This window comes from Amniculibacterium sp. G2-70, from assembly GCF_014353055.1.
Lineage (GTDB): Bacteria > Bacteroidota > Bacteroidia > Flavobacteriales > Weeksellaceae > Amniculibacterium > Amniculibacterium aquaticum.
In genome coordinates, this window is the sequence record NZ_CP060698.1 from 1,005,533 (window position 1) to 1,028,894 (window position 23,362).

Genomic DNA, 23,362 nt, shown 5'->3' on the forward strand with positions numbered 1-23,362 from the left:
AAATTTTAATATTTTTATCGTACAAATATGTTAATTAATTTTAACATACACAATTTTTTTTTCTTTTTCTTTAAAGAGCTTATTTTTTAATAAATTTCAAAGAGATTTCCTTTCCTTTTTTATCTTTATACACCACCATGTAGTCTCCAGCGGTAAGAGATTGTACATTCAGTCTTCCGTCTTTTATGGTTTCTTTTTTCACAATTCTACCGGTCATGTCCACTACAGAAACCTGCGCTTCTACCAGGTTATTATTCTTAAAATAAATATAATCTTTTGCTGGATTTGGATATACAGAGATAAGATCTCCCGTCTTCACTTCATCTTTCACTCCTAAAGCGGTCATGTTTTGAGACGATGCAATAAGTGAGAAATTCTGATTTCCTCCTGACAAAGATCCTTTATGGGTAACAATAATGGTATAAGTCCCGGACGGGTTAGGGATATCTACTCTTTCGAAGTTATCCACATCATTGGTCGAAGTTTTTGTTGCAGGATCTGCAGGTGCAGACATCCCTTGCAATTTCCAAGGATAGTAAGTAACCCCGTTAGAGCCCACAACTTTTAAATCCAAATCATTTACCAAATACTTCGTCGTTGGATCTACAGTCCCTGAATTGCTGGTAGCGTATCGAGGATCTGTCCAAGAAATGGACACTCTCAACGGTTGAGTTCCGCTTGCCGTAATGGTTTTGGTATAAGTTCCGGTATTAAGAATGTTTTTCTCTTCTATTATACTTCTGTTTGCCTCTAAATTTTTATCTCTGATTACTTTAGCCGCAGCTTCTGCATTGATCAATCCCCAACCGAATGCATAATCCGGACCATCGAAATCTCCTGCTTCATCTGCAGTATGCAAAATTAAACCTTTCACCGTTGCTGCTCTCATGAAATTGGAGTACAAAGAATTGTGATATTGCTGCAATAAAGTAACCACCCCTGTAACACCTGGAGAAGCCATCGAGGTCCCAGACATATAACCGTAGGCATTATTGGCAGTATTAAGAGTTGACCAAACATTTACACCTTTCATAGAAATTTCAGGTTTAATCCTTCCATCATCTGACGGTCCCCAGCTACTAAAATCGGACATCTTAACACTTATAGGACCGGTATAGCTGGACACTTGCTTAACAGCTGCAACGGTCAAGACATTCTTGGCATTGGCATGCCCTTGAATCAAATCGTATCCAGATTTATTCGTATTCTGGGTGCTTTTAGGGGGTTCAGAATAATCATTCCTATCATTTCCTGCCGCTACAACTGGCAGATAGTACGGATTGTTATAACACAATTCATCGATTTGTCTTGCTCTAGAATCGTAAGCACCATAGAACCAAAGGGATCCCAACTGTCCCATCCCGTAAGAGTGGTTGGACATTAACAGACCTGTACTTGCTTCTGCAGTCATTTCGCTGATATCACTGGTCCAGTCATAGGATTTTACAGATGCATTAAAAGCCAATCCTCTTGCACCAGTATCAATCCCTTGTGCAACAACAGTCCCCACAACATGCGTTGGATGCTCTTGTGGATTTGCCAAATTCATCAATTCCACTTTAGATACACCACTCACCATAAATTCCTGATGACTGTCCAAAGCTGTACCTCCGTCCCAAACTGCAGGTGTCATCCCTTGACCTTGGATGTTAATCCCTAAAGATCCACCGTTGTACAATTTATTGGCTCTTGCTGTTATGGCTGCACCGGCATTGTCCGTTTTTGCAATAATCTTTTCACCATTTGGCAGGACATCCATCAATTCAGTAATCTGTCCATCTTTAGACACTTGATATTTTTCAACCTCTGGGTGCGCTTGTAAGTATTGCTCTAATCTTGCTAATCTTTGTTGCTCTTCAACTTTTAATTGCTGCATAAGTACAGCATTAGCTTCTTGGTTGGAAAAAGAAGCTATTTTTCTTTTCTCTTCTGCGGTTTGCGCATTTAGGAAAATAGGCAAAATCGCAACGATAACTAAAAGTTTTTTCATTATTACTATTACTTGATTGTTAATAAATTAAAGTTGGTAAATATACATATTTTTTACCAATCCATTTTTATTTAAATAAATGAAGCATTCATACCACTAACAAAGAGAATAAATCACACATAAACAGCTGTTTAATAGCGAATTTTTTAATTCATTTTCATAACTTATTCTTACAACTAAACAATTTCATCTGAAAACTGTGGTACTAAAACGATGGTTATAATGGATTTTCTTTGGAATTTCCATAGACTCTAAAACAAAACCGGAACTGCAAGTTGCAATTCCGGCTCTGAATATTCTATGAGAAAAAAAAACGAAATCTTATTTCAATTTTTTCTTCACTTCGACTTCCTCGTAAACTTCTAGGATATCACCTTCTTCGATGTCGTTGTACCCTTTCAGGTTCAGACCACAGTCGTATCCTTTGCTTACTTCTTTCACATCGTCTTTGAATCGTTTCAAACTTTCCAGTTCGCCATCAAACTTCACAATTCCATCACGAAGCAAACGAATCTTGGAGTTTCTGGTTACCTTACCAGTAAGTACCATACACCCTGCGATACTTCCCACTTTAGAAATTTTGAACACCTGACGGATTTCTACATTTCCGATTACCTGTTCTTTAATTTCTGGAGAAAGCATACCTTCCATCGCTTCTTTCACCTCATCGATGGCTTTGTAGATGATGGAATAAGTTCTGATTTCGATTTCTTCTCTGTCCGCCAATTCTTTTGCAGACGCTCCAGCTCTTACATTGAACCCGATGATGATCGCATCCGATGCATTGGCCAAGTTAACATCCGATTCTGTAATTTGTCCCACCCCGGAGTGCAAGATGTTTACTGAAATCTCCTCTGTTGAGAGTCTTTGTAACTGATCGGAAAGAGCTTCTACGGAACCGTCTACATCCCCTTTCAAGATGATGTTCAGTTCTTTGAAATCTCCAAGAGCAATTCTTCTTCCCAACTCTTCCAAAGTTGTATGTTTCTTGGTACGAATGGAAAGTTCTCTTTGCAACTGACCTCTCTTGTTGGCAATGGATTTAGCTTCAGACTCATCTTCGAATACACGAATTTTATCCCCGGCTGTTGGTGCACCGTCCAGACCCAAAATGGTTGCCGGCATGGACGGACCGGCCGTCTTCATATTTCTACCTCTTTCGTCCAACATGGCTTTTACCTTACCGTGGTTTTTACCGGCTAAGAGATAATCACCAATTTTCAGAGTACCGGTTTGTACCAAAACGGTTGCTACATATCCTCTACCTTTATCCAAAGAGGCTTCAATCACAACGCCTTGTGCTACTCTATCCGGATTGGCTTTCAGCTCTAGCATTTCTGCTTGGATCAAAACTTTTTCCAACAACAAATCGACATTGTTACCGAATTTTGCTGAAATTTCTTGACACTGTACATTACCACCCCATTCTTCAACCAAGACATTGAGTCCGGAAAGTTGTTGACGAATATTGTCCGGATTCGCTGTTGGCTTATCCACTTTATTGATGGCAATAATCATTGGTACACCAGCTGCTTGTGCGTGGGAGATGGCTTCTTTGGTCTGAGGCATTACATCGTCGTCCGCAGCAATTACGATAATTGCGATGTCGGTAACTTGTGCTCCTCTCGCTCTCATCGCGGTAAAGGCTTCGTGACCGGGTGTATCTAGGAAAGTTATTTTTTGTCCGTTTTCCAATTTAACATTGTAAGCACCGATGTGCTGCGTGATACCTCCGGATTCTCCAGCGATAACATTGGTTTTACGAACATAATCGAGTAATGAAGTTTTACCGTGGTCCACATGTCCCATTACGGTTACAATGGGTGCTCTAGCAACCAATTCTTCTTCGGTATCTTCAATTTCTTCAATGGCTTCCTCAAGGTCTGCATCTTGGAATTCTACTTTATATCCAAACTCATCGGTTACTAAAGTTAGGGTATCGGCTTCCAATCTTTGGTTCATCGTTACCATGACACCTAGGGAGAAACAAGCAGAGATAACTTCTGTAGGACTTACATTCATCAAGCTGGCCAATTCGCCTACGGTAATGAATTCGGTCACTTTCAAAGTTCTGTCTTGCGCATCCAATTCTTGTTGCATTTCGTCCTGCTCTCTTCTGAAAGATCTTTTTTCTTTTCTGTGCTTAGACGCTTTAGACTTACCTCTGTTGGTTAGCTTTTCAAGAGTTTCCTTGATTTGGTTTTTCACCTGTTCATCGGTCAATTCCACAGGCATAACCCTTTCTGGTCTTTTACCTCTTTTATTGTTTGCACCTCCTTGTTGTCCTGGGCGGTTTTGTCCACCTTGCTGTCCTGGACGATTTGGCCCGCCTTGGTGCGGAGGTCTATTGCCACCACCCTGATGTGGAGGTCTATTGCCGCCACCTTGAGTATTGGTATTGTTAGCTGTACCCTGATTAGGAGCATCTTTTTTGTCTATTCTTTTTCTTTTCTTTTTTGCAGAAGCACCTTTGGATTTGTCTGCAAATTGAGAAAGATCCACGGTTTGTTTTAAAATTTTAGGACCTTCCAATTTCTGATAAACCGTTTCTATCTTTTGAGGTTCTTCAAAAGAAACCTCTTTGATTTCCGCAGGTTTTTCGGCTTTTTTCTCAGCCTGTACTTCTTGCTTTGGAGCTGTTTTTTCGACAGGCTTCACCGTTTCTTTAGCTTCCGTTTTTGGAGCAGCTGTTTTAGGCTTTTGCTCTTTTGGACTTTCTGCTTTTGCAGGAGCTTTTTTACTGGATTTAGGTTTCGATGAGCTATCGATTTGGGACAGATCAATCTTGTCCAAAACTTTAAATTCTTGTTTTTCGGAAACTGGAGCAACCACTTTTTCAGGTTCTATTTTCGCAGGTTCTTCAACTTTTGTTTCTTGTACTTCAACTTTAGGGCTTTCCACAACAGGTTTGTTTGCTTCCAAATCTATTTTGCCTAAAATTTTGGTTTCTGTTTTCACAGATGCTTTGGCTCTTATCACCTCAGGTTCTTTTTTCACTTCAAGTTCCAGTTTTTCTTCTGGGACTTTAGCAATTACAACCTCATGAGAAGCTTTTCTCTGTTCACCGTCCTTAGCGAACTCCGCTTCCAATGCAGAATATGCCGATTCTTCCAATTGCGTATTAGGATTGGCTTCTACTTCGAATCCTTTCGACTGAAGAAACTCAACCAATCGGTTCATCGAAATATTAAATTCCTTAAGCGCTTTGTTTAATCTAACTTTTGGCATGTATTAATTGAATTATTTTTATAAAATTATGTAAATAAAAGTTTCTAACAACTTTATGGGGTATGAATTTGAAGTTTAACCAAAAATTAATCTTCAAATTCTGCTTTTAATATTTGCTTCACTTCCTCAATGGTTTCTTCTTCCAGATCGGTCATGTTAAGCAAAGATTCGGTTTCTTTGTCCAAGACACTTTTAGCGGTAGTCAATCCTACTTTTTTGAACTCTTCAATAATCCATCCTTCAATTTCATCGTTGAACTCGTTCAAATCCACATCATCGTCTTCGGCAGTTTCTCTGTACACATCTATCTCGTAGCCTGTTAACCAAGATGCCAAACGAATATTTTGTCCTTGCTTACCGATGACTTTAGAAATTTCTTCTACCGGCGTATGTACCAATGCGTAATTTTCTTCGGTATTGATGTCGATTTTATTGATGATCACATTCCCCAAAGCTCTTTTCACTAAGATTTCCGGGTTTTTGGACCATTGGATCACATCGATATTTTCATTGCGAAGTTCTCTTACCACACCGTGGATCCTAGAACCTTTTACACCAACGCAAGCTCCAACAGGATCAATTCTATCGTCGTAAGCATCTACAGCGATTTTTGCTTTTTCTCCTGGGATACGCACCACTTTTTTCAGCATGATGGTACCGTCTTGGATTTCTGGGATTTCTAATTCTAATAATTTCTCCAAGAATTTAGGAGCTGTTCTGGAAACAAAAATTTGCGGTTTAGAGCCTTTAAAATCTACGGATTCTACAATTGCTCTTACGCTATCTCCTTTTTTAAAGAAATCGGACGGGATTTGATTTTCTTTCAACAAGATGAATTCATTGTCTTCATCATCTACCAAAATTACATGCTTGAATCGAACATGGTGCACCTCTCCAACCACGATTTCTCCGATTCTGTCTCGGAATTTATCGTACAATTTAGAGTTGTTTCTTTCTTGTAATTTGGTTGCTAGAATTTGTTTCAGAGTAAGGATACTTCTTCTTCCCAATTGGGCAATAGGTATCTCCACGGTATATTCTTCGCCCACTTCAAAAGTAGGGTCAATTTTCTTCGCTTCAGAGATTTCGATTTCCAAATCATCATCTTCGGACATTTCGTCTTCTACGATGGTTTTGTTAAGGAAAATTTGAAAATCTCCTTTGTCCGGGTTAACGATCACATCAAAATGATCGTCAGAATCGAATCTTTTTCTCAACAAAGTTTTTAGAGAATCTTCGATTATGGCCATCAACTCGTGTTTGTTAATGCTTTTTTCGTCTTTAAAATCGCCAAAGGCTTCTATCAACGCTAAACTGTTCATCCTTTTATATATTAAGTTTAAGGTATTATTAAAATTTTATTGCAACCAGTGCTTTTTTTATTTCGGCATAAGGAATTACCTTTTCTTCTTCCACATCTACTTTTCCTTTGCCTACTTCTTTTGGTTTTCGGTATCTGAGCAACAAAGAAATCTGTTGATCATCTACTTTTACCAATTCACCAGAAATTTTAGACTCATCGCTTAGGATGATGTCCAAATCTCTGCCCATGTTTTTCTGAAATTGTCTTGGCATGGTCAACGGCTCACTCAAGCCACCAGACATTACTTGAAGTGAAAAATCATGCTCTTCTCTGTCCATATTAAATTCTATCGCACGACTGGCATCCAAACAATCCTGTAAGGTCACCCCTTGATCGCCGTCCAAAATCACGGTAATGTCATCTCCTGCTGATATTTTCAAATCGAGTAAAAACAAATCCTTTCTTTCTTCAAGAAATTGATTTAGCAATTCTTCTATTTTATTTTTAAATTCCATAATTCTAAAAAAACTAAACGGGATAGGCTTTTTTTATGCCTACGAAAAAAGGCTTTCTTTCGAAGGCCTTTCCATTTTTTCCGTAAATCTTTTGCAAAGATATGAAAAATTATACAAAATCCTACAGTACAATTTGTAATTATTTAAAAAACACCGAATTTCTAAAAAATATTCAAGTTCCAATTTGAAATAAAATTCAGATTTTAAGACTTAAAATTGACCAAAAAAAACAAACTTCTACAAGGTCTTCAAAAAAAAACTCGCTTTTCACAAGAAAAAGAAGATAAATCATTTATATTTACTTTTGGAATGCTATTTTTGTAGTTTGTTAAAAACACTATCGTTAAAAGAATGAAAAACATCATCATCACCGGAGGTGCCGGTTTTATCGGGTCGCATGTGGTTAGAGAATTTGTAAAAAACCTTCCCAATACCAACATCATCAACCTAGATGCACTGACCTATGCCGGAAATCTGGAGAACCTGAAGGATATTGAAAACTCACCGAATTATATTTTCGAAAAAGCCGACATCACCCAACCGGACGAACTGAGAAAGGTTTTTGAAAAACACCAACCGGATGCCGTTGTACATTTGGCTGCCGAATCTCATGTGGACAGAAGCATCACCGACCCGAATGCCTTCATCAACACCAATGTGAACGGAACCGCCAACTTGCTGAATCTTTGTAAAGAATTTTGGACTCTGAATCCGGATCATCAACACGGGAATTTCCCGGATGAAACCAGAAAAAATCTTTTCTACCATGTTTCTACGGATGAAGTTTATGGTGCTTTGGGCGAAACGGGTTTTTTCACAGAAGAAACTTCTTACGACCCGAAATCTCCATATTCTGCCAGCAAAGCCGCATCCGATCATTTGGTGAGAGCGTACGGCAACACTTACGGAATACCCTTCATCGTATCGAATTGCTCGAACAATTACGGCCCCAATCATTTCCCGGAAAAATTAATTCCACTTTGTATTCATAATATTTTGAATGAAAAACCACTTCCTATCTATGGCGATGGAAAATACACCAGAGACTGGCTTTTTGTGATTGATCACGCTAAGGCTATTTTCCAGATTTTCCACGAAGCAAAAACGGGTGAGACTTACAACATCGGTGGTTGGAATGAATGGCAAAACATCGATCTGGTAAAAGAGCTCATCAGACAAGTGGACGAGAAAACAGGCAAACCCGCAGGTTATTCAGAAAAACTGATCACCTTTGTGAAAGACAGGCCTGGACACGACAAGAGATATGCCATAGATGCCACAAAACTCCATAACGATTTGGGTTGGAAACCCTCTGTCACTTTTGAGGAAGGCCTATCCAAAACCATAGATTGGTTCCTTGAAAACAAAGAATGGCTGGAACATGTGACAAGTGGAGATTATATGTCGTATTATAACTCGCAGTATAAAGTGTAAAGGTGTGAAGCTGTAAAGGTGTGAAGTCGTTAGTAGTTTTCGAATAACCTTTTCCAATTTTCTCAGTTACTTTTTTTACGACTTTACAAATTTACAAATCAACGAATTAACAAATCAACAAAAATAAATAAAAATGAAAATTTATTATTTTGAAAGATTGGAAGTTTGGAAAGAAGCAAAAGATTTAGGAATAATAATTTTCAAAGTATCGGACGATTTCCTAAAATTGAACAATACGGAATTACGAATCAAATCAGAAGAGCATCATTCAGTATCTCCGCAAATATTGCAGAAGGGATTTCAAGAAAAACCAATGCTGATAAAGCAAGATTTATCAACCAAGCGTACTCTTCAAGTATAGAGGTATTAAATTTTTTAATTATTTCACATGAATTGACTTGGATTGAAACTGAAAAATACATAGAGATAAGGGAAAAAATTGAAAGCATCACAAACAAACTTAATTCCTTTTATAATAAACTAAAAAACAACGATAATTTAACTACTTAACAACTTTACAACTTCACAACTTCACAACTTCACGACTTTACAACTCAACCCCTCAAAAACCCAATTACTTAAAATGAAAGGAATTATACTTGCCGGAGGATCCGGAACCCGACTTTATCCGCTAACGATTGCCGTGAGCAAGCAACTGATGCCAGTGTACGACAAACCGATGATCTACTACCCACTTTCCATCTTATTATTGGCGGGGATTAGAGAGATCTTAATCATCACCACACCTCATGATCAGGAGGCTTTTCAAAAATTATTGGGAGATGGATCGCAAATCGGTTGCCGTTTTGAATATAAAATACAACCTTCTCCAGACGGTTTGGCTCAAGCTTTTGTTTTGGGTGAGGAATTTATCGGCGACGATTCTGTAGCCTTGGTTTTGGGCGATAATATTTTCTACGGAACAGGCTTGCCAGAACTTTTAGAGAGCAAGACCAATGTAAAAGGAGGTTGCGTATTTGCCTACTCGGTTTCTGATCCGGAGCGATACGGCGTGGTCGAATTTGACAAGGACAACAAAGCCATTTCAATAGAAGAAAAACCTACAGAACCCAAGTCCAACTATGCCGTTCCGGGATTGTATTTCTATGACAATTCTGTGGTTGAATATGCCAAAAACCTAAAACCATCGGCAAGAGGTGAGCTGGAAATTACCGACATCAACAAAATATATTTGGAAAAAGGAACATTGGAAGTGGGTGTGATGAGCCGAGGTACCGCTTGGTTGGATACCGGGACTTTCGACTCTTTGCACGAAGCATCAGAATTTGTAAAAGTTTTGGAAAAAAGACAAGGATTCAAAATATCCTGCATCGAGGAGATTGCGTACTCCAAAGGTTTCATCAATAAAGAACAACTGCTAGCTGCAGCCGAAAAATACGGAAAAAGCGGCTATGGCGATTATTTGAAAAAATTGATAGGCTAGGAAATTCCAAACATGAAAGGCATTTCACATATCATTTTCTTTATGCTATTGGCGATTACCGTCAATAGTTTTGTGTATTTTGGGTTTGCCAACACTTATTCGACCACGATCTTGAACCATCATCAATTTATCGAACAATTTCATTCGGGAATTTATCAGTACCGAATATTGAGTGGTTATTTGTTGATGGGAATCTATCAATTTTTGGGAGAATTCAACTTGGATTACTCGATATTCAAATTCAAGTTTATTGAAGAAAATTCCGAGCCAAGGATGTACTTGGCATTGTATCTGCTGAACACGATATTTTTGACGCTCTGTTCCTTATTCATTTACGGAATAACAAAAAGTAAACTTTTTAACGCTTCAAAATCCGAGAAGATATACCTACCTACTGTTGCTATTTTGATAATGGCAGTCACACAATTCGTCATTGTCCCCTACGATTGCAGCAGTTATTTCTTTCTTGCCTTATTCATATATCTGTTTTTGAAATATCTGAAAGAAAATAAAACTTCGACCCTCCTTTTACTTGGTCTAACTTTGGCGCTTTCAACCATCAACAGAGAGTCGTCGGCATTATCGATTTCTTTTGGAGCGGTTTTGCTGTACCATCAATTTGGAATTTCTAAAAAATCCATAGTTCCAACGGGTATTTTCGTCTTGGTATTCATAGCCATTTATTTAGGATTACGACTTTCCAGAGGAAGTTTTGACACCAACGATGGACTGTTAATTTATGAGAATTTCACCCAAGCCAAAAACCTACTTGGTTTAATATTTATGGGGCTTTTACTCCATTTTACCCTGATCATTTGCGAAAGCAAAATTCAGAAAAAACTCATTTGGAGTTTTCTATTTTTCGCCATCCCTTATTTGGCGATGTGCCTATTAACCGGAATATTGTATGAAGTACGATTGTATGTCCCAATATTCTTATCCACTTTGGTATTATCGAAGATTGACCTTGAAAAAATAAAGATTTAATATATATTTGTAAAAAACATTTGAATGACAGAAAAGAAACAAGAATGGACTGAAGTGATCGCAAGTCAGCATTCTTTATTTGACCTAAAACTAAAAGAAGTCTGGCGTTACAAAGACTTGGTCTATATGTTTGTGAAACGGGATTTTGTCTCGGGTTTCAAACAAACCATCTTGGGACCGCTCTGGTTCTTCATCAATCCCATTCTTACCACCATCGTTTATTTGGTTGTTTTCGGTAAAATTGCCGGACTATCAACAGACGGTGTGCCTAAAATTTTATTTTACTTGGTAGGTGTAACACTTTGGAATTATTTCTCTAGTTGCTTGTTGGGTACATCCAATGTATTCACCGCCAATGCCAATATTTTCGGGAAAGTCTATTTTCCCAGATTGGTGATGCCCATCACCATTGTCATCTCTAACTTGATGAAATTCGGGGTGCAGTTTGCCTTGTTCTTAGTTGCATGGATTTTTTATTTCTCCAAAGGCGAAATACAACCCAATATTTGGATTTTGGCAACCCCATTTCTCATATTCCTAATGGCCATTTTCGCCTTGGGTATGGGAATGATTTTCTCGGCACTGACCACCAAATACAGAGATTTGCAAATGCTTCTCAGCTTTGGGGTAAGTTTGTTGATGTATGCCACGCCGGTAATCTATCCCCTTTCTGCATTAGGTGGGATTTTCAAAAAAATTGCCATTTACAATCCACTTACCGGAATTTTTGAATGTTTCAAATACGGTTGGCTAGGTTCTGGTGACTTCTCACCCATGATTTTGGCCATAAGTACAGGGATCATTTTAATCCTACTTGCCATAGGAACTCTTATCTTTAACAAAGTAGAAAAATCTTTTATGGACACGGTTTAACTAAGGTGATGAGGTGATGAAGTGATGAGGTGATGAGGTGATGGAGTAGAATAGTTTTTCAAATCAAAATATAGGAAAATGGAAAGTAATATTCAGTCTCATAAAGATTTAAAAGTATGGCAAGAAGCCATGGAATTGGTAATTGATATTTATCGATTGGTAAAAGATTTTCCTGATTATGAAAAATACATTTTAGCTAATCAAATGAGAAGATCCTCAATATCAATACCATCAAATATTGCTGAAGGTTTTGCCAGACAAGGAACTAAAGAACTCATTCATTATCTATACATCGCACTAGGATCACTATCAGAACTAGAAACACAATTAGAAATTGCGATAAGGTTAAAGTACACCGAGACTTCTGACGAGTATTTCAACAGAATAAAATTTATTAGAATCTTACTCTCAAAACTAATACATTCCATGAAATCAAAACAACCATAACCTAACCACTCCATATCTACATCACCTCATCACTACATCACTACATCACCTTGTCACTACATAACTTTATAACTTGAAAAATGCTCGCACTAAAAGCTGAAAATATATCCAAACAATACCGACTGGGACAAGTCGGAACCGGGACCATTTCCCATGACCTGAACCGTTTTTGGGCTCAAATCCGCGGTAAAGAAGATCCGTATCTGAAAATTGGCGAAGCCAACGACAGAACTTCTAAAGGAAATTCTGAATATGTATGGTCTCTTCGAGACATCAATTTCGAAATAGAACAAGGCGATGCCGTGGGCATTATCGGGAGAAACGGTGCTGGAAAATCGACTCTCTTGAAATTACTAAGTAAAGTAACCAAACCCACCACCGGAAAAATCTATACCCAAGGTAGAATTGCCTCTTTATTGGAAGTAGGTACAGGTTTCCACCCCGAAATGACGGGCAGGGAAAATGTTTTCCTCAACGGTGCTATCCTTGGGATGACCCGAAAAGAAATTGCGAGAAAGTTTGATGAGATTGTCGATTTCTCTGGAGTAGAACGATACATTGATACGCCTGTAAAAAGATATTCCAGCGGAATGTATGTGCGATTGGCGTTTGCCGTTGCCGCCCATTTGGAATCCGAAATCCTGATTGTAGATGAAGTTTTAGCCGTTGGCGATGCCGAATTCCAAAAAAAATGTTTGGGTAAAATGGGCGATGTATCCAAAGGCGAAGGGAGAACGGTTTTGTTTGTGAGCCATAATATGACGGCGGTGAAAGATCTATGTTCATCAGGAATTCTATTGAAAAATGGGAATCTTTCTTTCCAAGGAAATGCCTTGGAAACCATTATCGAATATCAAAAAGATTACGAAATGGACTCTATCTACATTTCCGACATAAACAATGCTAAAGGCAATGATAATATTAAAATTGTAGAATTTTCTGCAAAACCTATTTTAGGAAAAGTAATTGATATTAATTCTGGAATTAGGGTAAGGCTAAAGTTTTTTAATGAAAATAAAAATATAAATTTAGACGCAACTTTAGAATTAAGAAATACGGAAGAACTTGTTATTTTTCATGTAGGTAAATTAATTTCAGAAAATAAAGATTCCAAAAGAGGGTTTTATACTGTAGAGTTTGACATACCTATTGGACTTTTGAATGCGGGGAATTATTATTTTAAACTTATTTTTGGCAAAAACCAAACGGATGTTCTCTATGCCATAGATAATCTAATCGGATTTGAAGTAGAAAATGTAAAGGTTGGAGTAAAAACACATCTTTATCCAGGAATTATGCGACCAAATTTTGACTATAAATTAGAATTTCATGACTAAACCCCACCTTATAACATTAGACAAGATAGGTTCTTCCGACCTTGGCTACATAACCATTGCGGAAGCACAGCAAAACATTCCGTTTGAGATCAAAAGAGTCTATTGGACTTATTATACGCCACAAGATGTGGTGAGAGGTGGGCATGCTCATAAAAATTTGGAACAAGTTATTTTTGCGGTTTCAGGAACGATTACCTTCAATACCGAAGACAAAGACGGCAACCGAGAAGCCTTTGTTTTGGACCATCCTTCCAAGGGATTGTACATCCCAAAACTCATCTGGAGAGACATCCACTTTACCCACTCGGCGGTATTGTTGTGTTTGGCATCCGAACATTATACGGAAGACGATTATTTTAGAAATTTCACAGAATTTAAAGAATATACTAATGGTTAAAATTCATCCTTTGGCTGATGTACAGTCCGAAAATATTGGTGATGGCACTATGATTTGGCAATTTTGCGTGGTTTTAAAAAATGCTAAAATCGGAAAAAATTGCAATATTAATTGCCAAGTTTTAATAGAAAACAAAGCAATAATTGGCGACAATGTAACCGTAAAACCCGGTGTGCAAATTTGGGACGGAATTACTCTGGAGGACAATGTTTTTGTGGGGCCTAATGTTACCTTTACCAACGATCTATTCCCAAAATCGAAAAATGTTGATTTTGAATTAAAAGAAACGCTCATCAAAAAAGGAGCTTCCATAGGAGCCAATGCAACCATTTTGGCAGGGATTACCATTGGTGAAAATGCTTTAATTGGCGCCGGAACTGTGGTCACCAAAGATGTTCCTGCTAATGAAATTTGGGTTGGGAATCCTGCAAAATATTTGAAGAAAAAGTAATTACCTAAGAGTAATGATACAAAATAAACCTCTCGTCACCATCGTCGTTATCTCCTACAACCAAGGAAAATACATCCGTGAAAATCTAGATAGTATAAAAAACCAGACCTATCCCAATATAGAATTAATCGTAGGTGATGACGCCTCACCAGACAACTCTGTGGAGGTATTTGAAAATTGGTTAAAGGAAAACAATTACCCTACGACCTATAAAAATTATCATACAAAAAACACCGGTTTGGCAACCATGCTGAATGAGTGTATAGAAAAGGCCAACGGAAAATACATAAAACTCATTGCTGCAGATGACTTTTTACACCCGGAAGCGATAGAAAAATGCGTGGAAAAATTAGAAAGTTTGGGAGAAAATTATGGGATGGTTTTCACCGATACTTTTGCCATTAATGACCATTCAAATATCATTGCAGAAATTGCAGATTATAACAGTTTAGGTAGTATTTCTCCATTAGAATTTAGAGCTAAATTAATAGATGGGAATAAAATCGCAGCATTAACCGTTTTAATGCGAACCGATGTGGTAAAAGAAACCGGAAAATACGACTCTAAATTTATAGTTGAAGACTATTATCGTTGGTTGAAAATAAGTGAAAAATATTACATTGCTTATATCCCAGAAAAATTAGCCTTCTACAGACAACACGATACCAACATCAGCAAAACAAAAGCAGAAAGAATTGCAACAGAAGATTTTCTCCTACGAATGATGTTTGATAAAGAGGGAGTCTATCAAAAATATATTAATACAAAAATTTATAAAGAATATATTGAAAATAAATTAAGTTCCGAAATTAGAAATGCTTTTCTTAACTATCCGTATAAAAGTAAAAGATTATATTTAGCATTGAAATACAGAATACCATCTTTTATTTATAAATTAATTTTATAACGATATTAAATTTAAAAATCTTGACTACACCATTAATATCCGTCATCGTTCCTTGCTACAACCAAGCCCAGTACTTGGACGAATGTCTGCAATCAGTTCTGGACCAAACCTATCCCAATTGGGAATGCATCATTGTGAATGATGGCAGCCCTGACAATACCGAGGATATTGCTTTGCAATGGACGGATAAAGACGATCGTTTTCTATATTTAAACAAAGAAAATGGTGGGCTTTCTTCAGCACGAAATGCCGGGTTAGAAAATGCAAAAGGCGATTGGATACAATTTTTGGATTGTGACGATACTTTAGAAAAAGAAAAGTTCCAAGAAAGTACAAAATATTTTGAAAACCATGATCTAATCATTTCTCAATTCAACATACAAAAAGGTAAAGCAAAGTTCCCAGGATATTCCATCATAAAAAATGAATTTCTCAATTTTGAAAGTATCCTTCTTTTTTGGGGCAAAGAAATAAGCATCCCCATACATTGTGGGTTGTTTAAGAGCAATTGCCTTCAGGATTTCAAATTTGACACGAATGTTAAAAGTATGGAAGATTGGCTGATGTGGTTGCACATCTTTAATAAAAAACCCAATTACAAAACCATTGACAATGCATTGGCCAACTACAGGAAAGAAGATGATAATTCGATGTCTGGAGATTTGAAAAAATTGGTATTGCAAAAGATTGCTATCTTCCCAAAAATAAAGATTTTGTATGGTGATGAAACCCATGACCGATTAGCTTATCACGAAATAAAAACCAAATCTTTTGAGAATTTAGATTTAAAAATAGAACTCAAGAAATTGAAGAACGATATTTTTTTATCAAAATATCTGAATTTAAAAAAATTGTACTATAACCTAAGAACTAAAATATGAAAATTAAAGCCATCAATGACTTTGTAGCTTGCAATGAAAAATCAGACAAGACCCTTCACCACGGATATCAAAGATTTTACCCTTATTTTTTAGAGCCTCTTCGAGATATTGAAAATCTAAAAATGCTCGAGCTTGGGTATGACAATGGATACTCTATTGGAATTTGGGAAGCGTATTTTAAAAATCCTAAAATTGATTCTATTGATATTATCGACAATCCGAAAGATGAAAGATTGAACAAATTTTACAATGTAAACCAAGATAAAACCGAAGAATTAGATGCATTTGTAAAACAAAACTCTCAACACTATCATTTCATCATCGACGATGCTTCGCATATCCCACAACATCAGTGGAATACCTTTATACGCTTTTTCTCTATTTTGGAAGAAGGCGGTGTGTACATTATCGAAGATACCGAAACCAATTTCTGGGGAAGAGCTTGGCAATATGGATACGGTTTCGATTCAAGAATTTTTTCCATATATCAAAAATTAGATATCGTCAATGAATTTATCAATTCCGAATTTATTGAAGAAAATTTACAAACCAAATACAATTTATCCGATTTAGAAACCCAATGTTTGCAACAGATCGAGATGATGTCTTTAGGGCAAAACTGTGTAATCTTCACCAAAAAATCAGAAAAATTCAAACCCTATTATCGAAACTTTGAAAATTACAAACACAAAAAATCGGTACATCTGGTGGATATTTCTGAAAAGCCATTGCATAAAAGAGTCGTACAAAAAATAAAAAATATTTTCCCTTTCTAAATTTATGACCACCTCCGTCGCACTTTGCACTTATAATGGCGAAAAATATCTTGCCGAACAATTGGACAGTATTCTTTCACAAAGTATTGTTGTGGACGAAATTGTGGTGTGCGATGACGGCTCTACCGATGGTACTATTCGGATTTTGGATGAGTTTGAAAATAAATTCCCTCTTGTTTTTAAAATTTTTAAAAATGAAAAAAATTTAGGCTACACCAAAAATTTTGAAAAAGCAATTTCTCTATGCTCGGGAGATTTAATTTTCCTCTGCGATCAAGATGATGTTTGGAAAAACAACAAGATAGAACGCATCAAGAAAATCGCCGAATGCCGTCCGGATAAAAATGTTTTTGCCCACAGAATAGAGATTTTAACCCCAAACAACGAAGTGCAAAACATCTCATTTTGGGACATCGAGGGTTTTAATAAAAATTGGGACAATGCTGAACTTTTGAAATACCTACTTTTCCAAAGGAATGTTTTCCCGGGGATGTCTTTGGCAATTACAAAAACGGCGAAAGAAAAATACCTGCCCCTGCAAACTCCTCATAAAAACATCATTCACGATTATGAAATTCTACTGAAATCAATTAGAGACCATGCTTTTTTGATGATTGATGAATCCCTCACTTTATACAGAAAACACGACCACCAAAACATAGGTTTCGATACCGATATTAATACAAACACGACAGAAACTTTAGCCTCGTTCTACAGTAAAATAAAAAGAATCCCGCTTATCAAAGACTGCGTTACAGCATTTAGACTCGACCCTAATTTAGTAGATTTATATACAGAAAAATGCAGAGAAGATTATCGAAAATTTATCTTAAATTTACCTCTTGCCAAGCGGTGGATCACCAAAATAAAAATGAAATATTATTATAAAATACTCGATGAAATTTTCTAAAATCTCCGTCATTATCGTTACTTACAATGCCATGAAATGGGCAGAAAGGTGTTTTTCCAGTCTTAGAAAATCATCTGTCCCTGTGGAGGTCATTGTGGTGGACAACGGTTCTACCGATGGGACGCAAGAATACATACAAACACATTTCCCGGAAGTTGATTTTACCCAATCCTCTGAAAATTTAGGATTCGGAAAAGCCAACAACCTGGGCATTGAAAAAGCGTATAAAAACGGTGCTGATTTCTTTTATCTGATGAACCAAGATGCTTGGATTTTTGAAGATTCCATTCAAAAAATGCTTGATGTTTATAAAGAATATCCCAACAAAAACGAAATCGGAATCCTAAGCCCCATGCATTTGGACGGAACCGAGAACAATCTGGACATTTTTTTGGACAAATACATCGCTACAAACTTTGAAAAAACCAGATTAATTTCAGATTTATTCTGTCAAAACATCAAGGAGGCTTACGAAATATCTTTTGTAAATGCCGCCCATTGGTTGCTTCCAAAATCCACCATTGAAACGGTTGGAGGCTTTAACCCTTATTTTTTTCATTACGGAGAAGATAACGAATATGTGAACCGAGTTCATTTTCATAAAAAGAAAATACTACTTTGTACAAAAAGCAAAGTGGTACATGACGGCAAGCAAATGCTCAACAAGGTTAATTACCAACTCTTCAAAGACCTCAGCATTGAGACTAAAATAATGAACCCAGCTTTAGAAAATAGTTTTAAACAAGAAAAATCGGCTTTAATACAAAGTATGATTAAAAATATAAGCCTGGGACAGTGGACGAATTTCAAATCTTCTTTAGCAAAATTTCAAAAAATTTCACAGGAGAAAGAGCAACTCATCCAACTAAAAAAACAAATTCAACAAAAAGGTTTAACCTTTTTAAAACCATAGATCTATGTGCGGAATAGCCGGAATTATCACCCCAAACGCCCGAAATTATTCGGAAGAACTTCAAAAAATGACCAATGCCATCGCTCATAGAGGTCCCGATGCCGAAAGTCATGAGTTTTATGATGGTGCCGCACTTGGCCATCGTAGATTGTCCATCATCGATCTTTCTGAAAACGGAAAGCAACCTCTGTTTTCTTCAGACAAAAAAGAATGCATTGTCCTAAACGGTGAAATATACGGCTACCAAGATCTCAAAAAAACATACAACTCGTACACTTACAAAGGCAGTTCGGATACCGAAGTTGTCTTGGCGATGTACAAAGTTTTGGGTAAAAACCTGATCCACGAACTTCCCGGCATGTTTGCTTTTGCCCTTTGGGACGAAGAAAAAAATGAACTTTTCTGTGCCAGAGATCGTTTTGGTGAAAAACCTTTTTATTACGCCATCGGAAAAAATGGAGAATTTATTTTTGGCTCCGAAATTAAAGCCCTTCTTGCTTCTGGACTAATCGTTCCCGAAATTAATAAAGAAGCGCTTTCTCATTACCTGCAATACGGTTATGTAAGTACCTACCAAAGTATTTATAAAAATATTATTCCGCTTCCTCCGGCACACCAACTTTTGTATAAAGATGGCAAAATTGAAGTGAAAAGATATTATTCTATCCCAAAAAATGATAGTGTAATCTCACTTTCTGAAGCAAAAGAGGAATTTGTTGCTCTTCTAAAAACCGCAATTAAAAAACAATTGGTTGCCGATGTAGAAGTAGGAAGTTTCCTAAGTGGAGGTTTGGATTCGTCCTCAATTGTTGCGATGGTAAATGAGTTCACGCCAAAACAAACGACCATTTCTTACGGATATTTTGGGGAACACTCTGAGCTAAAATTTGCCGAGGAAATTGCCGAAAAATTCAACACCCGACATATAGAAATAAAAGAAAACCGTGGTGAAATAGCCCATGATTTATTAAAAATTTCTAATTTTTTTGATGAACCTTTTGCCGATATGAGCTATACGCCGCAATATAAAATTTGCGAAGCAGCCAGAAAACATCTTACCGTAGTCCTAGCCGGCGATGTTGGCGACGAACTTTTTGGCGGATACAACTTCTACAGAGTTGAAAATGAGCTGAAAAATCATTTTTCTTATGGTAATATCATTACAAAATTCGGACTTTCGCTCTATCAAAAAATTCGACCTACTTCTTTTGTTACCCAACAAAATCTGAAATACAAAAACATCTTAGATTTCCACCAAAACCATGTGCGAAATTATTTTGATGCGGATGAAAGAATAAATCTTGGCATTGGAGAAAACTACCATCACCCCTACAGCTTCACACCCAATCCCAACTCGCTCAACGATATTATGAGGGTCGATTTGGAAAAATATGTTCCGGGAAATATGCTGGTGAAATCCGACAGAATGGCGATGGCCAACTCGCTAGAAGTGAGAACTCCTTTCTTAGATGTGGACTTTGCCGAATTTTGTATCGCCTTACCCGATAATCTGAAAATAAATACGGAACATGATAAAATAATTTTGAGAGAAGCCATGCAAAGTTATTGGACTGAATCCATCAGAAATAGAGGCAAACAAGGCTTTGGATCTGAGGTTGAAAACTGGTTTAAAACAGAAAGTCTTAACAAATTGTCGGATGAGTTGCTGAAAAATAAAAATGCCAAAGTCTTTTCAACCATAGACTTTCAATATGCTCAATCTTTACTGAAGAAAGACAAAAAACATTGGAATCTTTTGCAACTGGCACTTTGGGCGGAGAATAATTTGTAAATTAAATTTTAAGATAAACCTTCAAGGATTTGAAATCCTTGAAGGTTTGGAAATAGACATCCTAAAGGTTATTAATAGTATTGCAATTGGACTTGTTAAAACTCCAAAGTTAATTTATAACTTAGCGTTGATGAATAATCCTTCAAGGATTCTAAATCCTTGAAGGATTGCTTTAAAACAAAAACAACAAAAATGGAAAAAACACTTCTTGACTACGGAAAATACTATCATATCTACAACCGTGGAAATAACGGTCAGGATATTTTCTTTGAAGAAGACAACTTTCTATTTTTCTTGAATCGTTATGACCAATACATCTCACCCGTTTGTGACACCATTGCTTGGGTATTACTTAGAAATCATTTTCATTTTTTAATATTCGTCAAAAATCGAAATGATATTGATATGAACAAACTAAGTTATAACACGGTAGAAATACCAAAAAGAATAGATGTACATCTTCAATTCGGACATTTATTCAACTCGTATGCAAAGGCGATCAACAAACGATATAAGAGAACGGGTAGCTTGTTTGAAAAGAATTTTGAAAGAAAAGAAATCGACAACATTGCTTATTTTAGACAAATGATTCATTACATACATAACAACCCTGTAAAACACAACTTTTCAGATTCAGCATCCGATTATCCTTGGAGTTCTTATGGAAGTATTTTTTCTCATAAACCATCGAAATTAAAACGAAGTTTTGTTCATGAAATCTTTCCAAATGAAGAAGACTTTCACCTCTATCATAAAGAAAGTTTGGACTACAAAGAAATTCAGGACTTCACAATTGAATATTAAATACCATCTTAATAATCCTTCAAGGATTTAAAATCCTTGAAGGATCGAAAATAATACCATGAACATCTCTGTCATTATCCCAGTATATAACGCCGAACGCTTTCTGAAAAAAGCGGTAGAATCTGCTTTACAATTTGATGAAGTAAAAGAAATTTTGTTAATTGAAGACGGTTCACCAGACCAATCTTTAGAGGTTTGCCAGAAGCTTGTCGATATGGATTCTAGAATAAAACTAATACAACATGCCGACAAAGGAAATCACGGAGCTGGGGCGACCAGAAACCTTGGATTAGAAATGGCCTCACAAGAGTACATCGCCTTTTTAGACGCCGACGATTATTATCTACCCAATCGTTTTGATGCCGAAAGAGAACTCTTCAAAGACCCAAAAATAGAGGGCGTATTCGGGGCAATAGGAACAGCTTTTTTAAGCGAAAAAGGTAAAGAAGAATATAAAAATAAGTTTAACTCCGAAATAACCACCGTTAACTATCCTGCAGAAGGAATAGAGGTTTTCAAAGGACTTTTAGGAGTTTCAAAAAACACATTTGGATCTTTCTTTTCTTTAATTGCTCTAACTTTAAAAAAAACATCACTACGAGGATTGACTTTTAATAAAGATTTAAGAGTTCATCAAGATTCGGATTTTATTATAAAATTAGCTTATCAATCCCATCTAAAAACAGGAAATATTAATGAGCCTGTATCCATTCGAGGGGTGCACGATGACAATAGAATTACAAAGATAAAATTGTATTCTGATCAATATAAGGAAAGACAATTTCTGCTTTGGTCTTCTTTAAAACTGTGGGCAGATAAAAACAAAATTCAAAAAGTATGTCATAAAACTATTCAACTGCACGCTGCAACCTATGAGCTAACACAAAAAAAAGGTCTTAATAAGTTTTTATTGCTTTTTCAATATCTTTTGAAAAACCCTGAAATTTTAAAAACAAGATACCGTTTTCTTTATTTATGAAATTAAAAAACATTCAATTTTTACGAGGAATATCAGCTCTTTTAGTCTGTTGTTTTCATTTTAAAAACAACTTAAATTCCAATGATTTTAATTGGGGAGATCTTTTATTTAACAAAGGAAGCATAGGTGTTCCTATTTTCTTTGTTATTAGTGGCTTCATCATGGTTTACACAAGTAAAAATATAAATCTAAATCATTCTAAAATACATTTGATTGTTGACTTTCTAATAAAACGAGTAATTAGAATCGTGCCGCTTTACTACTTATTAACTTTTGCTTGGATATTTTTTGGAGGATCTTTATTGGCCTATTTCCAAGGGGATTTAGTAAATAGATTGTGGCGTTCTCTATTGTTTTTACCTCAAAAAGAATTTCCAATTTTGTATTTGGGGTGGTCATTAAATTACGAAATGTTTTTCTATTTTATTTTTGCATTATCATTTTTTTTCACGACTAAGAGGTATTATTTTATTATCCTGTTTTTTACGGCTGCAATTGTTTTAGGTCAGATATTCAAACCCAGCACTGCATTTTTTAAAATGATCTCAGACCCCATTAATTTGTATTTTGTAAATGGAATCGTGCTTGGATTGCTATTAAAATATATTGAATTTTCAAAAAAAACCTCACTTGCATTTTTAACCCTTAGCACAATATCATTTGTATTGCTCTTGTTAAATTTCATTCCGGAAAATCTAACTTGGATGCACTATCCGATAGTTACCTCTTTTGTACTATCTTTTCTAATATTAGATCAAAATTTCAAATCATCACCTCATCCGTTTTTAGTTTATTTAGGTGATATTTCATATTCCATTTATCTCTCTCATCCTTTCGTAGAAATCCTATTTAGACACATTAACCTTGGTGAAAATGGAAATATTTTGGAATTTGTCCTACAAATTGGAGTCGTAATTCTTACTTCATCTCTCTTATATTTAATTATTGAAAAGAAAATGACTAATTTTCTAAAAGAAAAAATTTGCTAAAAATT

At 36.3% G+C, this 23,362-nt stretch carries 22 protein-coding genes; 18 read left to right on the plus strand and 4 right to left on the minus strand.

Translation table 11 applies throughout. From position 1 onward, the window contains the following. Window positions 1-79 precede the first annotated feature (79 nt). From H9Q20_RS04595 to rimP, 4 genes are all read right to left on the minus strand, one after another. On the minus strand, window positions 80-1,990 hold the full coding sequence (locus H9Q20_RS04595) for a S8 family serine peptidase (protein ID WP_187478396.1): 1,911 nt from the start codon (window positions 1,988-1,990) through the stop codon (window positions 80-82). Between the two features lie 321 nt (window positions 1,991-2,311). After that, window positions 2,312-5,218, minus strand: coding sequence for a translation initiation factor IF-2 (gene infB / locus H9Q20_RS04600; RefSeq protein WP_124639609.1), 2,907 nt, complete (start codon window positions 5,216-5,218; stop codon window positions 2,312-2,314). An 86-nt stretch (window positions 5,219-5,304) separates the two neighbouring features. Then, window positions 5,305-6,540, minus strand: a complete 1,236-nt coding sequence (gene nusA, locus H9Q20_RS04605) for a transcription termination factor NusA (protein ID WP_187478397.1) — start codon at window positions 6,538-6,540, stop codon at window positions 5,305-5,307. A 28-nt stretch (window positions 6,541-6,568) separates the two neighbouring features. Then, entirely contained in the window at window positions 6,569-7,036 is a 468-nt protein-coding gene (rimP, locus tag H9Q20_RS04610) for a ribosome assembly cofactor RimP (RefSeq protein WP_187478398.1), read from the minus strand. Between the two features lie 351 nt (window positions 7,037-7,387). On the opposite strand from rimP, the gene rfbB reads away from it, so the two are divergent. From rfbB to H9Q20_RS04700, 18 genes are all read left to right on the plus strand, one after another. Beyond that, a complete protein-coding gene (rfbB, locus tag H9Q20_RS04615; protein ID WP_187478399.1) occupies window positions 7,388-8,470 on the plus strand; it encodes a dTDP-glucose 4,6-dehydratase in 1,083 nt (360 codons plus the stop codon). Between the two features lie 165 nt (window positions 8,471-8,635). Beyond that, window positions 8,636-8,980, plus strand: coding sequence for a four helix bundle protein (locus H9Q20_RS04620; protein ID WP_262385582.1), 345 nt, complete (start codon window positions 8,636-8,638; stop codon window positions 8,978-8,980). A 73-nt stretch (window positions 8,981-9,053) separates the two neighbouring features. After that, complete coding sequence (gene rfbA, locus H9Q20_RS04625; RefSeq protein WP_124639601.1) at window positions 9,054-9,914, plus strand: glucose-1-phosphate thymidylyltransferase RfbA; 861 nt, start codon at window positions 9,054-9,056, stop codon at window positions 9,912-9,914. A gap of 12 nt (window positions 9,915-9,926) precedes the next feature. Next, a complete protein-coding gene (locus H9Q20_RS04630) occupies window positions 9,927-10,901 on the plus strand; it encodes a glycosyltransferase family 39 protein (protein ID WP_187478400.1) in 975 nt (324 codons plus the stop codon). Window positions 10,902-10,925: 24 nt separating this feature from the next. After that, window positions 10,926-11,774, plus strand: a complete 849-nt coding sequence (locus tag H9Q20_RS04635; RefSeq protein ID WP_187478401.1) for an ABC transporter permease — start codon at window positions 10,926-10,928, stop codon at window positions 11,772-11,774. 78 nt (window positions 11,775-11,852) lie between these two features. Beyond that, a complete protein-coding gene (locus H9Q20_RS04640; protein ID WP_187478402.1) occupies window positions 11,853-12,221 on the plus strand; it encodes a four helix bundle protein in 369 nt (122 codons plus the stop codon). A gap of 80 nt (window positions 12,222-12,301) precedes the next feature. Continuing rightward, on the plus strand, window positions 12,302-13,558 hold the full coding sequence (locus H9Q20_RS04645) for an ABC transporter ATP-binding protein (protein ID WP_187478403.1): 1,257 nt from the start codon (window positions 12,302-12,304) through the stop codon (window positions 13,556-13,558). After that, window positions 13,551-13,955, plus strand: a complete 405-nt coding sequence (locus tag H9Q20_RS04650) for a sugar 3,4-ketoisomerase (protein ID WP_187478404.1) — start codon at window positions 13,551-13,553, stop codon at window positions 13,953-13,955. Before H9Q20_RS04645 ends, H9Q20_RS04650 begins: the two co-directional genes overlap by 8 nt. Next, a complete protein-coding gene (locus H9Q20_RS04655) occupies window positions 13,948-14,406 on the plus strand; it encodes an acyltransferase (RefSeq protein WP_124639589.1) in 459 nt (152 codons plus the stop codon). Before H9Q20_RS04650 ends, H9Q20_RS04655 begins: the two co-directional genes overlap by 8 nt. A 13-nt stretch (window positions 14,407-14,419) precedes the next feature. Then, complete coding sequence (locus H9Q20_RS04660) at window positions 14,420-15,313, plus strand: glycosyltransferase family 2 protein (RefSeq protein WP_124639587.1); 894 nt, start codon at window positions 14,420-14,422, stop codon at window positions 15,311-15,313. Window positions 15,314-15,333: 20 nt separating this feature from the next. Then, entirely contained in the window at window positions 15,334-16,194 is an 861-nt protein-coding gene (locus tag H9Q20_RS04665; RefSeq protein WP_164471994.1) for a glycosyltransferase family 2 protein, read from the plus strand. Beyond that, the gene (locus H9Q20_RS04670) at window positions 16,191-16,970 is read left to right on the plus strand and encodes a hypothetical protein (RefSeq protein ID WP_124639583.1); all 780 of its coding nucleotides are present in this window, start codon (window positions 16,191-16,193) and stop codon (window positions 16,968-16,970) included. Before H9Q20_RS04665 ends, H9Q20_RS04670 begins: the two co-directional genes overlap by 4 nt. 4 nt (window positions 16,971-16,974) lie before the next feature. Next, a complete protein-coding gene (locus H9Q20_RS04675; protein WP_124639581.1) occupies window positions 16,975-17,880 on the plus strand; it encodes a glycosyltransferase in 906 nt (301 codons plus the stop codon). Beyond that, window positions 17,867-18,793, plus strand: coding sequence for a glycosyltransferase family 2 protein (locus H9Q20_RS04680; RefSeq protein ID WP_187478405.1), 927 nt, complete (start codon window positions 17,867-17,869; stop codon window positions 18,791-18,793). The genes H9Q20_RS04675 and H9Q20_RS04680 overlap by 14 nt, the downstream gene beginning before the upstream one ends. Before the next feature lie 4 nt (window positions 18,794-18,797). Then, window positions 18,798-20,585 (plus strand): asparagine synthase (glutamine-hydrolyzing), encoded by a 1,788-nt coding sequence (gene asnB, locus H9Q20_RS04685; protein WP_187478406.1) that lies wholly within the window; start codon window positions 18,798-18,800, stop codon window positions 20,583-20,585. 192 nt (window positions 20,586-20,777) lie between these two features. Continuing rightward, complete coding sequence (locus H9Q20_RS04690) at window positions 20,778-21,389, plus strand: hypothetical protein (protein WP_187478407.1); 612 nt, start codon at window positions 20,778-20,780, stop codon at window positions 21,387-21,389. Window positions 21,390-21,447: 58 nt separating this feature from the next. Then, window positions 21,448-22,368 (plus strand): glycosyltransferase family 2 protein, encoded by a 921-nt coding sequence (locus tag H9Q20_RS04695; protein ID WP_124639575.1) that lies wholly within the window; start codon window positions 21,448-21,450, stop codon window positions 22,366-22,368. Beyond that, window positions 22,365-23,357 (plus strand): acyltransferase family protein, encoded by a 993-nt coding sequence (locus H9Q20_RS04700; RefSeq protein WP_124639573.1) that lies wholly within the window; start codon window positions 22,365-22,367, stop codon window positions 23,355-23,357. The genes H9Q20_RS04695 and H9Q20_RS04700 overlap by 4 nt, the downstream gene beginning before the upstream one ends. Window positions 23,358-23,362: the final 5 nt, after the last annotated feature.